Source organism: Streptomyces albireticuli, assembly GCF_002192455.1.
Lineage (GTDB): Bacteria > Actinomycetota > Actinomycetes > Streptomycetales > Streptomycetaceae > Streptomyces > Streptomyces albireticuli_B.
On the sequence record NZ_CP021744.1, the window covers coordinates 4,202,767 to 4,216,663 of the forward strand.

General features: G+C 66.4%; 6 protein-coding genes and 3 rRNA genes. 7 read left to right on the forward strand and 2 right to left on the reverse strand.

What is annotated here, in order from left to right; all coding sequences use genetic code 11:
• Positions 1 to 247: 247 nt before the first annotated feature.
• Positions 248 to 2,155: an ATP-binding SpoIIE family protein phosphatase gene (locus SMD11_RS18140; protein ID WP_087927446.1), complete on the forward strand. Its 1,908-nt coding sequence runs from the start codon at positions 248 to 250 to the stop codon at positions 2,153 to 2,155.
• A gap of 113 nt (positions 2,156 to 2,268) precedes the next feature.
• Here the strand turns inward: SMD11_RS18140 and SMD11_RS18145 are convergent, their stop codons facing one another.
• Positions 2,269 to 3,591, reverse strand: coding sequence for an MFS transporter (locus SMD11_RS18145; RefSeq protein ID WP_234366080.1), 1,323 nt, complete (start codon positions 3,589 to 3,591; stop codon positions 2,269 to 2,271).
• A gap of 152 nt (positions 3,592 to 3,743) precedes the next feature.
• On the opposite strand from SMD11_RS18145, the gene SMD11_RS18150 reads away from it, so the two are divergent.
• From SMD11_RS18150 to SMD11_RS18180, 6 genes are all read left to right on the forward strand, one after another.
• The gene (locus tag SMD11_RS18150; RefSeq protein WP_087927447.1) at positions 3,744 to 4,292 is read left to right on the forward strand and encodes a MarR family winged helix-turn-helix transcriptional regulator; all 549 of its coding nucleotides are present in this window, start codon (positions 3,744 to 3,746) and stop codon (positions 4,290 to 4,292) included.
• Positions 4,293 to 4,870: 578 nt separating this feature from the next.
• Positions 4,871 to 6,394: ribosomal RNA gene (locus SMD11_RS18160) — 16S ribosomal RNA — on the forward strand.
• A gap of 275 nt (positions 6,395 to 6,669) precedes the next feature.
• A 23S ribosomal RNA gene (locus tag SMD11_RS18165) occupies positions 6,670 to 9,793 on the forward strand.
• 75 nt (positions 9,794 to 9,868) lie between these two features.
• Positions 9,869 to 9,985 (forward strand): 5S ribosomal RNA (gene rrf, locus SMD11_RS18170).
• The 16S, 23S and 5S rRNA genes sit together here, the layout of an rRNA operon.
• 199 nt (positions 9,986 to 10,184) lie before the next feature.
• Positions 10,185 to 11,060, forward strand: a complete 876-nt coding sequence (gene sigJ / locus SMD11_RS18175) for an RNA polymerase sigma factor SigJ (protein WP_087927449.1) — start codon at positions 10,185 to 10,187, stop codon at positions 11,058 to 11,060.
• A 57-nt stretch (positions 11,061 to 11,117) separates the two neighbouring features.
• Complete coding sequence (locus SMD11_RS18180; protein WP_087927450.1) at positions 11,118 to 12,203, forward strand: NAD(P)/FAD-dependent oxidoreductase; 1,086 nt, start codon at positions 11,118 to 11,120, stop codon at positions 12,201 to 12,203.
• A 116-nt stretch (positions 12,204 to 12,319) separates the two neighbouring features.
• Here the strand turns inward: SMD11_RS18180 and SMD11_RS18185 are convergent, their stop codons facing one another.
• Entirely contained in the window at positions 12,320 to 13,873 is a 1,554-nt protein-coding gene (locus tag SMD11_RS18185) for a SulP family inorganic anion transporter (RefSeq protein ID WP_087927451.1), read from the reverse strand.
• Positions 13,874 to 13,897 lie beyond the last annotated feature (24 nt).

Here is a 13,897-nt window from a genome sequence, read left to right on the forward strand (position 1 = left end):
GAGCGGGCCGGGAACTCCCCCACGGGGGTCGACGTCTGACGGATGTCAGTCCGGTCGGCCACACTGGTCGTGTGACCATGGGTGGGCTCGTCCCTGCGAAGAGTGACAATTACGAGGATTCGGACGTTTGCAGCATTCCCCCGGGGGCCGGCCCCCGCACCGTCAACCGCGGCCCCGCGCCGGGCGCGCGGCTCAGCCATCACACGTCGCCGAGCTGGTCCGGAACGACTCCGCGAGGTAATCCTCTGTGAACTTCACCCGCTGGAGCGCCCGGTTCCCCGGAACACAGCGCCGAGCCGCAGCGCGCACCGACCGTAACGATCGCGCCGACCGTAAGGACCGCAAGGACCGGACCGACCGTAAGGACCGGACCGACCGCGGCGCACCCGCACCGCAGCCTCCGCCCCCGGCGGGCGGCTCCGTGCCCGCCGCCCGCGCCGAGACCGCTCCACCGGCCCCCTCGGCCCCCAGCTGCCCCGCACCCGGCCCCGAGGACGCCGTCCCCACCCTCGACGGACTGTCGGTCCACGACCTCCTCGGCCAGGTCCCGGCGCTCGTGGCCGTCGTCTACGGCCCGGACCACCGCCTCGCCTACGTCAATGACGCCTATGCCGCCCTCTTCGGCCCCCGCGCCCCCGGCGCCCCCGCCCGCGAAGCCCTCCCCGAGCTGACCGAGCTCGGTCTGCTCCCCCTCATGGACCAGGTCCTGCGCAGCGGCCGGCCCCGTACGGTCAAGTCCCGCCGTGTCACCGCGGACGCCCGGACCCCGGAAGCCCGCACCACGGAAGCCGCTCCCGCGGACGGCAGCGGGCCGGACACCAGTACGACGGAAACCCGGCCCGTCCCGCACGCCACCGACACGCCGGCGACCGCCACCGAGCCCCCGGGCCCCAGCCGTCACGGCTACTACACCTTCACCTGCTCCCCGATCACCGTGGGCACCCCGGACGCCGACCGGCCCGGCGTCCTCGTCTTCGCCGCCGACGTCACCGACCAGGTCGAGGCCGCCGAGCGGCTGCGCGCCAGCGAGCGCCGCCAGCGCGAGGCCGCCGTCACCCTCCAGCGCAGCCTGCTCCCCCAGGAGCTCGAACAGCCCGACGACCTGCGCGTCGCCGCCACCTACCAACCGGGCGGCAAGGACACCGCCGTCGGCGGCGACTGGTACGACGTCATCACCCTCGGCGCCGGCCGCACCGCCCTCGTCATCGGCGACGTCATGGGCCGCGGAGTCCGCGCCGCCGCCGTCATGGGCCAGCTCCGCACCGCCGTAAGGGCCTACGCCCGCCTCGACCTGCCGCCCCACGAGGTCCTCCAGCTCCTCGACGGCCTCGCCTCCGAGATCGACGCCACCCAGATCGCCACCTGCGTCTACGCCGTCCACGACCCCAACGAGGGCCGCCTCGTCTACGCCTCGGCCGGCCACCTCCCGATCCTCGTCCGCGACCCCGACGGCACGGTCCGCCGCGCCGCCGAGCCCACCGGCCCCCCGCTCGGCACCGGCGGCTGGCTCCACACCTCCGGCACCATGCCCCTCGGACCGGGCTCCAGCGCCGTGCTCTACACGGACGGCCTGGTCGAGCGGCGCCACGAGGACATCTACGAAGGCGTCGAAGCCCTGGAGCGTGCCTTCGCCGGTGCCACCGGCTCGCCCCAGGTCATGTGCGACCGGCTCATCCGCGCCCTCGGCGTCACCGCCGACCACGACGACGACGTCGCCGTCCTCGTCCTCCAGCACCCCGCCCGCACGGGCCACGACGCCGAGCTCTTCCACAACGCCGCCCTGGAGCTCCTCGGCGGCGTCGAGGCGGCACCCCGCGCCCGCGCCTTCGCGTCGGGTGTCCTGGTCAGCTGGCGCTTCCCGACCGAGCTGCGCGACCTCGGGGTCCTGGCCGCGAGCGAGCTGGTGGCCAATTCCCTCCAGCACGGCACCCCGCCCATGCGGCTGCGCCTGCGCCGCACCGACCGCAGGCTGATCATCGAGGTCACGGATGGCGACGACCACCTCCCGCGCCGCCGCCGCGCCGAGCCCGTCGACGAGGCCGGACGCGGCATCTCGATCATCGCCACCATCGCCTCCTCCTGGGGCTCGCGCCGCACACCGGGCGGCGGTAAGGCGGTGTGGTGCGAGTTCGCGCTGCCGGCCGGGCACCCATGACGAACGGCTGTGGCCCGGAAACCAGGTTTCCGGGCCACAGCCGTTCGATGACACGTATATATGTGCGGCCCCTATAGAAGGGGAGGGGAGAAAGGAGCGGCAGCCCCGCGGGGTCAGACCGACACCTTCGCCCGCTCGACACCCTCGGTCCGTCCGGCCTCCTTGCCGGCGCGGACCACGCCACCCTTCGCACGCACCGCCGACACCCGCGGCGGGATCTCCTGCGCGGGGGTGAGCCGACGGCCCATCCGCAGCGCCAGCCCGGAGATGCCGAGCGAGCAGACGACCAGCATCACGATGTACGCCACGTACATGCCGCCACCGGCCATCAGACCGCCCACCGCCGGACCGACGGCCAGCGCCAGCTGTTTCACGAGCGCGAAGGCCGAGTTGTACTGACCCACGAGCCGCGCCGGGGCCAGGTCCGCGACGAGAGGGGCCATCGTCGGCGCGAGCATCGACTCACCGATGCCGAAGAGGGCGTACGTCGAGATCAGCAGCGCGGTCGCCACACCGTGCGCCCCCGGGACGAGCCCGGAGATCCCGGCCGCCACCCACGCCACGGTCCAGATCACACCGACCAGCGCGATGACCCGGCTGCGCCGCCGCCGCTCGACCAGCTTCAGGACGACGAACTGCGCCAGCACGATCGCCGCCGTGTTCGCGGCGAGGGCGATGCCGAGCGTCGCCGGCGAGATCCGGGTGACCTCGACGGCGAAGGCCGCGAGACCCGACTCGAACTGGCCGTAGCAGGCGAAGAACATCACGAAGCCCAGCACACACAGCTGCACCATGGCCCGGTCCGCGAGCAGCGTCCGCCACCCGCCCTTGGCACCGTCGGTCGGCACCGCGTCCTCGACCTTGGGCGCCTTCGGCAGCCGCACGGTCGCGATGGCCGCACCCAGGACCAGGAACATCACGGACTCGATCGCGAAGAGCCGCACGAAGCTCGACGGGTCCGAGGTGTCCACCAGCTGCCCGCCCAGCAGACCGCCGACACCGAGGCCGAGGTTGTTGAGGAAGAACTGCGTCGCGAAGGCGCGCGAGCGGGTGCTCGGCGTCGAGCACCACACGATCATCGTGGCCAGCGAGGGCTGGACCACCGCGATACCCGCGCCGAGCGCGGCAGCGGCCGCGACCACCAGGGACTGACTGTCCGCGAGCCCGAGGCCCATCGAACCCACGGCGGCGGAGACCGTACCCGCGACGGCGACCGGCAGCGGACCCCGCCGGTCGATGACCCGACCGGTGAAGGGCAGCACGACGAGCGCGGCCACGGCGAACGTCGCGAGCACGATGCCTGCCGTGCTCGCGCCGAGGTCCCGTACCTGAGACACATAGATGAACAGGAACGGAACGGTGAAGCCATTGCCGAACGCGCTCAACGCGTTGCCCAGCTGGATCCGGCGCAGTGCTGCGCCCATCGCGGTGGTCACACTCACCCCTTAGGTAGAAGAGATCGGTAGATCGGAAGAAAGATCGATAGAGAGGGACAGTCCAAGGCTGAAGACTTCAACTCTAAACTTCGAAGCTAAAGAGTACACATCAAAGGGCTTTAACGCCAATCACTCGTGCCATACTGCGGCCCATGGCTGACACACCCGGCGCCCCCGAGCCGAGCCTCGACGAACAGATCGCCGCCTACCAGCGCGAGTTCCAAGACCTTGATCCGCAGGTGGAGAAGGTGGTCTCGGCTCTCAGCCGCCTCAACCGGCGCATGAACGTCGCCTACGGGCGGCAGACCGCCGAGCTCGGCATGAGCAACCCCGAGTGGGAGGTCCTCAAGGCCCTCGTCCTGGCCGGCGACCCGTACCGCATGGGCCCCGGCGACCTCGCCAAGCGCCTCGGCCTCACGCCGGCCGCGATGACCCACCGCATCGACCGGATGGTCGCGGAGGGGCTCGTCACCAGGGAACGCGACGAGAGCAACCGCGTCCGGGTGATCGTCGGCATCACCGAGGAGGGCCGGGCGAAGTGGCTGGAGGCCATGCGGATGGCCACGGTCTTCGAGGAGGAGCTGCTCCAGGACCTCTCGGGCGAGGAGCGGCACCGGCTGGGCGAGATGCTCACCCGCCTGCTGCGGCGGGTGGAAGAGGCCCAGCCGGACGCCGGCGGCAGGCTCAGCGACCTCGACTGAGGCAAGGCATCTCATGGGTTGACACGGATTTGACCCATGGGTAGTGTTCTCCGGGTTGCCAGACGGGCCTGACGGTCCGAAGGCGGCCACTCACGCCACACCGGTGGCAATCTCTACTGCACGGCCCTTGAACGGGATGGATTTCGGCGTGTCCGGAATTCGGAACGGACTCCGATTAGGAGTCGCGGGGGAAATCCGCTAAAGTAGTGATCACGCCGGAAGGCGCGAAACACCCCGCTCCAACAGGGGGCCGGAAACGGAATTCGGACCGGAAACGGACTGAGAAACGGATCTGGTAAGGTTGGAAACAACGAAGGGAAGCGCCCCGAGGAAAGCCCGAGAGGGTGAGTACAAAGGAAGCGTCCGTTCCTTGAGAACTCAACAGCGTGCCAAAAGTCAACGCCAGACTATAAAATACCCCGTCTCCGGTCTTCTGACCGGGACGCGGTTCCTTTGAAAAGTCCTGTGAGCCTTTCGGGGCTGGCAGGCAACAACACAGCGAGGACGCTGTGCACGACTGGACTTATTCCGTCCGGTTGTGCCGCTCTCGTGTGTGTGCACCGGATTACCGGTAAACATTCACGGAGAGTTTGATCCTGGCTCAGGACGAACGCTGGCGGCGTGCTTAACACATGCAAGTCGAACGATGAAGCCCTTCGGGGTGGATTAGTGGCGAACGGGTGAGTAACACGTGGGCAATCTGCCCTGCACTCTGGGACAAGCCCTGGAAACGGGGTCTAATACCGGATAATACCTGCCGAGGCATCTCGGTGGGTTGAAAGCTCCGGCGGTGCAGGATGAGCCCGCGGCCTATCAGCTTGTTGGTGGGGTGATGGCCTACCAAGGCGACGACGGGTAGCCGGCCTGAGAGGGCGACCGGCCACACTGGGACTGAGACACGGCCCAGACTCCTACGGGAGGCAGCAGTGGGGAATATTGCACAATGGGCGAAAGCCTGATGCAGCGACGCCGCGTGAGGGATGACGGCCTTCGGGTTGTAAACCTCTTTCAGCAGGGAAGAAGCGAAAGTGACGGTACCTGCAGAAGAAGCGCCGGCTAACTACGTGCCAGCAGCCGCGGTAATACGTAGGGCGCAAGCGTTGTCCGGAATTATTGGGCGTAAAGAGCTCGTAGGCGGCTTGTTGCGTCGGATGTGAAAGCCCGGGGCTTAACCCCGGGTCTGCATTCGATACGGGCAGGCTAGAGTGTGGTAGGGGAGATCGGAATTCCTGGTGTAGCGGTGAAATGCGCAGATATCAGGAGGAACACCGGTGGCGAAGGCGGATCTCTGGGCCATTACTGACGCTGAGGAGCGAAAGCGTGGGGAGCGAACAGGATTAGATACCCTGGTAGTCCACGCCGTAAACGTTGGGAACTAGGTGTTGGCGACATTCCACGTCGTCGGTGCCGCAGCTAACGCATTAAGTTCCCCGCCTGGGGAGTACGGCCGCAAGGCTAAAACTCAAAGGAATTGACGGGGGCCCGCACAAGCAGCGGAGCATGTGGCTTAATTCGACGCAACGCGAAGAACCTTACCAAGGCTTGACATATACCGGAAACGGCCAGAGATGGTCGCCCCCTTGTGGTCGGTATACAGGTGGTGCATGGCTGTCGTCAGCTCGTGTCGTGAGATGTTGGGTTAAGTCCCGCAACGAGCGCAACCCTTGTTCTGTGTTGCCAGCATGCCCTTCGGGGTGATGGGGACTCACAGGAGACTGCCGGGGTCAACTCGGAGGAAGGTGGGGACGACGTCAAGTCATCATGCCCCTTATGTCTTGGGCTGCACACGTGCTACAATGGCCGGTACAATGAGCTGCGATACCGTGAGGTGGAGCGAATCTCAAAAAGCCGGTCTCAGTTCGGATTGGGGTCTGCAACTCGACCCCATGAAGTTGGAGTTGCTAGTAATCGCAGATCAGCATTGCTGCGGTGAATACGTTCCCGGGCCTTGTACACACCGCCCGTCACGTCACGAAAGTCGGTAACACCCGAAGCCGGTGGCCCAACCCTTGTGGAGGGAGCCGTCGAAGGTGGGACTGGCGATTGGGACGAAGTCGTAACAAGGTAGCCGTACCGGAAGGTGCGGCTGGATCACCTCCTTTCTAAGGAGCATATAGCCGACTGCGAGCGAATGACTCGCACGGTTGCTCATGGGTGGAACGTTGACTATTCGGCACGATCCGGTGGGATCACTAGTACTGCTTCGGCGTGGAACGTGAATTTCATCTGGGTCGGGCCGGGCACGCTGTTGGGTGTCTGAGGGTACGGACTTCGGTCTGAACCTTCTAACGCCGGCCCCGGTGAACTCCACTGCAAGGTGGGGGTGATGGGTGGCTGGTCGTTGCTTGAGAACTGCACAGTGGACGCGAGCATCTGTGGCCAAGTTTTTAAGGGCGCACGGTGGATGCCTTGGCACCAGGAACCGATGAAGGACGTGGGAGGCCACGATAGGCCCCGGGGAGCTGTCAACCAAGCTTTGATCCGGGGGTGTCCGAATGGGGAAACCCGGCAGTCGTCATGGGCTGTCACCCGCTGCTGAACACATAGGCAGTGTGGAGGGAACGCGGGGAAGTGAAACATCTCAGTACCCGCAGGAAGAGAAAACAACCGTGATTCCGGGAGTAGTGGCGAGCGAAACCGGATGAGGCCAAACCGTATGTGTGTGATACCCGGCAGGGGTTGCGCATGCGGGGTTGTGGGATCTCTTTTTCACAGTCTGCCGGCTGTGAGACGAGTCAGAAACCGTTGGTGTAGGCGAAGGACATGCGAAAGGTCCGGCGTAGAGGGTAAGACCCCCGTAGCTGAAACATCAACGGCTCGTTTAAGAGACACCCAAGTAGCACGGGGCCCGAGAAATCCCGTGTGAATCTGGCGGGACCACCCGTTAAGCCTAAATATTCCCTGGTGACCGATAGCGGATAGTACCGTGAGGGAATGGTGAAAAGTACCGCGGGAGCGGAGTGAAATAGTACCTGAAACCGTGTGCCTACAAGCCGTGGGAGCGTCGCGCATCGAGCTTGCTCGGTGCGTCGTGACTGCGTGCCTTTTGAAGAATGAGCCTGCGAGTTTGCGGTGTGTTGCGAGGTTAACCCGTGTGGGGAAGCCGTAGCGAAAGCGAGTCCGAATAGGGCGATTGAGTAGCGCGCCCAAGACCCGAAGCGGAGTGATCTAGCCATGGGCAGGTTGAAGCGGAGGTAAGACTTCGTGGAGGACCGAACCCACCAGGGTTGAAAACCTGGGGGATGACCTGTGGTTAGGGGTGAAAGGCCAATCAAACTCCGTGATAGCTGGTTCTCCCCGAAATGCATTTAGGTGCAGCGTCGTGTGTTTCTTGCCGGAGGTAGAGCACTGGATAGGCGATGGGCCCTACCGGGTTACTGACCTTAGCCAAACTCCGAATGCCGGTAAGTGAGAGCGCGGCAGTGAGACTGTGGGGGATAAGCTCCATGGTCGAGAGGGAAACAGCCCAGAGCATCGACTAAGGCCCCTAAGCGTACGCTAAGTGGGAAAGGATGTGGAGTCGCAGAGACAACCAGGAGGTTGGCTTAGAAGCAGCCACCCTTGAAAGAGTGCGTAATAGCTCACTGGTCAAGTGATTCCGCGCCGACAATGTAGCGGGGCTCAAGCGTACCGCCGAAGTCGTGTCATTCCAGCATGAGGGCCAACGCCCGCTGGGATGGGTAGGGGAGCGTCGTGTGCCGGGTGAAGCAGCCGCGGAAGCGAGTTGTGGACGGTTCACGAGTGAGAATGCAGGCATGAGTAGCGATACACACGTGGGAAACGTGTGCGCCGATTGACTAAGGGTTCCTGGGTCAAGCTGATCTGCCCAGGGTAAGTCGGGACCTAAGGCGAGGCCGACAGGCGTAGTCGATGGACAACCGGTTGATATTCCGGTACCCGCTTTGAAACGCCCAATATCGAATCCATTAATGCTAAGGCCGTGAAGCCGCCCTGGAGTCTTCGGACAAAGGGGAGTGGTGGAGCCGCTGACCCAAGGTGGTAGTAGGTAAGCGATGGGGTGACGCAGGAAGGTAGTCCAGCCCGGGCGGTGGTTGTCCCGGGGTAAGGGTGTAGGGCGCTGTCTAGGCAAATCCGGACAGCATGAAGCCTGAGACCTGATGCCGAGCCGATTGTGGTGAAGTGGATGATCCTATGCTGTCGAGAAAAGCCTCTAGCGAGTTTCATGGCGGCCCGTACCCTAAACCGACTCAGGTGGTCAGGTAGAGAATACCGAGGCGTTCGGGTGAACTATGGTTAAGGAACTCGGCAAAATGCCCCCGTAACTTCGGGAGAAGGGGGGCCATGTCCGGTGATGGAATTTACTTCCTGAGCTGGGTGTGGCCGCAGAGACCAGCGAGAAGCGACTGTTTACTAAAAACACAGGTCCGTGCGAAGCCGTAAGGCGATGTATACGGACTGACGCCTGCCCGGTGCTGGAACGTTAAGGGGACCGGTTAGCTTGGATTCGTCCAGGCGAAGCTGAGAACTTAAGCGCCAGTAAACGGCGGTGGTAACTATAACCATCCTAAGGTAGCGAAATTCCTTGTCGGGTAAGTTCCGACCTGCACGAATGGCGTAACGACTTCTCGACTGTCTCAACCATAGGCCCGGTGAAATTGCACTACGAGTAAAGATGCTCGTTTCGCGCAGCAGGACGGAAAGACCCCGGGACCTTTACTATAGCTTGATATTGGTGTTCGGTTCGGCTTGTGTAGGATAGGTGGGAGACTGTGAAGCATGCACGCCAGTGTGTGTGGAGTCGTCGTTGAAATACCACTCTGGTCGTGCTGGATGTCTAACCTGGGTCCGTGATCCGGATCAGGGACAGTGTCTGGTGGGTAGTTTAACTGGGGCGGTTGCCTCCTAAAGAGTAACGGAGGCGCCCAAAGGTTCCCTCAGCCTGGTTGGCAATCAGGTGTTGAGTGTAAGTGCACAAGGGAGCTTGACTGTGAGACCGACGGGTCGAGCAGGGACGAAAGTCGGGACTAGTGATCCGGCGGTGGCTTGTGGAAGCGCCGTCGCTCAACGGATAAAAGGTACCCCGGGGATAACAGGCTGATCTTCCCCAAGAGTCCATATCGACGGGATGGTTTGGCACCTCGATGTCGGCTCGTCGCATCCTGGGGCTGGAGTCGGTCCCAAGGGTTGGGCTGTTCGCCCATTAAAGCGGTACGCGAGCTGGGTTTAGAACGTCGTGAGACAGTTCGGTCCCTATCCGCTGTGCGCGTAGGAGTCTTGAGAAGGGCTGTCCCTAGTACGAGAGGACCGGGACGGACGAACCTCTGGTGTGCCAGTTGTCCTGCCAAGGGCATGGCTGGTTGGCTACGTTCGGAAAGGATAACCGCTGAAAGCATCTAAGCGGGAAGCCTGCTTCGAGATGAGGACTCCCTCCTCCTTTGAGAGGGTAAGGCTCCCAGTAGACGACTGGGTTGATAGGCCAGGTGTGGAAGACCGGTAACGGTTGGAGCTGACTGGTACTAATAGGCCGAGGGCTTGTCCTCAGTTGCTCGCGTCCACTGTGTAGGTTCTGAAGTAACGACCCGTGTCGATATCCGGTTTCGTTAATTTCATAGAGTTTCGGTGGTCATAGCGTTAGGGAAACGCCCGGTTACATTCCGAACCCGGAAGCTAAGCCTTTCAGCGCCGATGGTACTGCATGGGGGACCGTGTGGGAGAGTAGGACGCCGCCGAACAATTTTTAGCCTCAGGCCCCGAGTTTCCACTCGGGGCCTGAGGCATTTTTGCGTTGTCACACTTTGCCGGCCTCTTTCGTCTCCACAATGGATCCCCTGTCGGACCCCGCATAGGGCTCCGCATCGGATCCCACCTTGAGTCCCATGGAAATCCCCGTGGGACCGGACGTGGACGAGACGGAAGGAGCCGGCGCCCCTCATGGCACTGCTGGCCGACTTCGAGAATCACCGATCACGACTGTGGGCCGTCGCCTACCGCATCACCGGCTCGGTGGCCGACGCGGACGACGCCCTCCAGGAAGCATGGCTCCGCTGGCAGCACCTGCCCGACGACGAGGCCGCCAACCCGGGCGCGTACCTCACGGCCGTCGTGAGCCGCATCTGCTTCGACCAGCTCGGTTCCGCCCGCGCGCGCCGCGAGACCTATGTGGGGCCGTGGCTGCCCGAGCCCGTCGTCGCCGACGCGCCCGGCCCCGAGGACCGGGTGACGCTCGACGAGTCCGTCGGCATAGCGCTGCTCGCCGTCCTCGAACGGCTCACCCCCGCCGAGCGCACGGCGTTCATCCTCCACGACGTCTTCGCCGTGCCCTTCGGTGAGATCGCCGAAGTGGTCGGGCGGACCCCGGTGTCCGTAAGGCAGCTGGCGTCCCGGGCCCGTAGGCGCGTACGGGCCGAAGCGCCGCGGCGGTCCGTCGACCGGGACGAGCACCGGCGCACCGTCGAGGCTTTCCTCGCCGCCGTCCTGGGCGCGGACCTCGACGGGCTGCTGGCCGTCCTCGATCCCGAGGTGACCTGGCGGTCGGACGGCGGGGGCAAGGTTTCGGCCGCGCGCCGGCCCGTACTCGGCCGGGAGAAGGTGGCCCGTTACGTCCTGGGGATCGGCCGCGGCCTCGACCCGCTGACCATGCGGCTCCTCCTGCGAGAGGTCAACGGCGCCCCCGGCCTGGTTTTCGCCGACCCCATGGGAGGCAGGGTCTCGGTCTTCGCGTTCACTGTGCACGAGGGCCGGATCACCGAGGTCGACGCCGTCGCCAACCCCGACAAACTCCGGCACCTGGACGTGCGGGCACTGTGACCGGAAACAGCCCCCGCCTCCATGTCACATTCCTGCCGGCCGCGTCGTCGAGTGGGCATGATGACGCACTCTCCGCACGCCTCGCAGGTCGTTGTCCTCGGCGCCGGCTACGCGGGTCTCTCCGCGGCCCTCCGGCTGGCCCCCTATGCCCGGGTCACCCTCGTCGACCCCGCCGACCGCTTCACCGAACGCGTCCGGCTCCACGAACTCGCCGCAGGGCGCCCCGAGGTGAGCCACCCACTCTCCGCGTTCCTCCGGGGCACCGGCATCCGGCACCTCGCCGCCCGCGCCGTCGAACTGGACCTGGCCGGCCGCCAGGTCCGCACGGACAACGGACGCACGCTCCTCTACGACCGACTCGTCTACGCACTCGGCAGCGTCACCGACACCCGCGCGGTGGGCGACCACGCCTACACCGCGGAATCGGCGGCCGAACTGCGCAAGCGGCTCCAGGACGGACCGGGCAGGCTCACCGTCGTCGGCGGTGGGCTCACCGGCATCGAACTCGCCGCGGAGATCGCCGAGTCGAACCCGCGCTGGGAGACGCGCCTGCTCACGGCCGGCACCCTGGGCGCGGGCCTCTCGCCCAAGGGACGCGCCCACGTCCGTACGACCCTCGGCGCCATGGGCGTACGGGTCGAGGAGGGCCGGCGGGCCGCGTCGGCGCACGATGTCGACGCGGACGTCGTCGTGTGGGCGGCGGCCATGCGGCCGGTGACGGACCTCGCGGCCGGGGCCGGCCTGGCCCTCGACGCATCGGGCCGGATCGCCGTCGACCACGCCCTCCGCTCGACCACCGACCCCGCGGTCTTCGTGGCGGGCGACGCGGCGGCCAGCTCCCTCCGCATGGCGTGCGCGACGGCCATGCCGACCGGCGCCCACGCCGCCGCGGGCGTGCTCGCCGACCTCCGGTCCCGGCCCGCGCGGCCGCTCGACTTCCGCTTCGTCGTGCAGTGCCTCAGCCTCGGCCGGACCGACGGCCTCATCCAGCCGGTGCACGCGGACGACAGCCCCCGCCCCACCGCCCTGACCGGCCGCACGGCAGCCCGCGTCAAGGAGCAGGTCGTACGGTCCACCGTCCGGGTCCTCCACCTGTCGGCGACCCGGGCCCGCGTGCTCCGGCGGGCCCAGGCGGGACGGTAACGACGTTCGGGGCATGAGGAGTTGGTGGAAGAGCCGGGTGCGGCCGGCGCAAGAAGTGAGGCGCATGTCGAAGGGCGCTCAGGAATCCCCGAGCGCCCCCGATGGTGCGTGCTGGTTCAGGGCCCGACCGGTGGCCCCGTCGCCACCGCGCCCCGCGGTGCGGCGTTGCGCTCCGCCCAGGCGGAGAGCGCCGACCTACAAGCGTGGTCCATGTGCCGCAGCCCGCTCAGGTCGAGCTCCACGCCGTGCCCCGGGCGGGGCAACTCCTCCAGCTCGTCCAGCAGCTTCGGCAGGCGCAGGAAGTTCGCGTTCCCGAGCACCCGGGCGCGGACGACGCCGTCCTCCGCCCCGACCGTCTCCACATGCACATGGGAGGTCTCCCACGCCGCCTTGGCGATCGCCATGAGGAGGCCGAGGAGGACGCCCTCGAAGAGGTTCGTCGTGACGATGGCTCCCGTGGTCACCACCAGCACGACCGCCTCGCCGCGGTGCTCGTGCCACAGCCGGGCGAGGTCGCGGCCGGGGATCAGCTTCCAGCCGGCGTGGATCAGCACACCCGCGAGCGCTGCCACCGGGATGATCTCCAGGGCCCAGGGCAGTAGGGCGGCGAAGACCAGCATCCACAGCCCGTGCAGGACGCGAGAGGCCTTCGTGCGGGCGCCCGCGTTCACATTGGCCGCGCTACGGACGATCACCGCCGTCAGCGGGAGCGCGCCGAGCGCCCCGCACACCGTATTGCCCGCGCCCTGCGCGATCAGCTCCTTGTCGTAGTCCGTGCGCGGCCCGTCGTGCAGCCGGTCCACGGCCGCGGCGCTGAAGAGCGACTCCGCCGAGGCGATCAGCGCGAAGGCCAGCACGGTGCCCAGCACACCCATCTCGGTGAGCCGGGCGAGGTCCCGGGAGCCGGGCGGCTGCACGGCGTCGAGCAGGCCGCTCACCTGGATCCGCGCCACCGGCAGCGACAGGCCCGCCACCGCGGCCGTCGCCAGCGCGACCGCCGCCAGGGGGCCGGGCAGGACCTGGGCTCCGCGCCGCCAGCGGGGCCACAGCACCAGGACGGCCATCGTGCCGACGCCGACGGCGACGGCGCACATCGCGTCCGACGAGCCCAGGGTGTCGACGAGCAGTCCGGGAAGGCCGCCCAGGTTGGCCAGGCCGCCGCCGGGAGGGGCGGTGTCGGCGAGGGCGTAGAGCTGGCCGGCCATAAGGACGAGGCCGATGCCCGCCAGCATCCCCTGGACCACGGCGACGGAGATCGCCCGGAACCACCGCCCCAGGCGCAGCACCCCCATGGTGATCTGGAGCAGGCCGGCGGCGAGCACCAGGGCGCCGAGTGCCCCGAGCCCGTACTCCCGCACGGCTTCGAAGACGAGCACGGTCAGTCCCGCGGCGGGGCCGCTGACCTGGAGGCTGCTGCCCGGCAGGAGACCGGTGAGGAGGCCGCCGACCACGCCGGTGACGAGCCCCAGCTCGACCGGGACCCCGGAGGCGACGGCGATGCCCACGGACAAGGGGACCGCGACCAGGAAGACGACGAGCGAAGCCGTGAAGTCGGCCCGGAGGTCCGCCTTGCGCTCAAGGCTCGTCCGGGGACGGACATGGGGATGGTTTGACCGGAGCTTGGCCCGGGAGAACACATTCCGGGCATGGCTGAAGGGTATTTTGTCCATGAGCTTGCCTCCAGTGCGCGGCGG

What these genes read in the sequence shown, in the direction of transcription:
- SMD11_RS18150 (WP_087927447.1), top strand. Translation starts at nt 3,744, where the DNA reads ATGGCTGACACACCCGGCGCCCCCGAGCCGAGCCTCGACGAACAGATC.
- sigJ (WP_087927449.1), top strand. Translation starts at nt 10,185, where the DNA reads ATGGCACTGCTGGCCGACTTCGAGAATCACCGATCACGACTGTGGGCC.
- SMD11_RS18180 (WP_087927450.1), top strand. Translation starts at nt 11,118, where the DNA reads ATGATGACGCACTCTCCGCACGCCTCGCAGGTCGTTGTCCTCGGCGCC.
- SMD11_RS18185 (WP_087927451.1), bottom strand. Translation starts at nt 13,873, where the DNA reads ATGGACAAAATACCCTTCAGCCATGCCCGGAATGTGTTCTCCCGGGCC.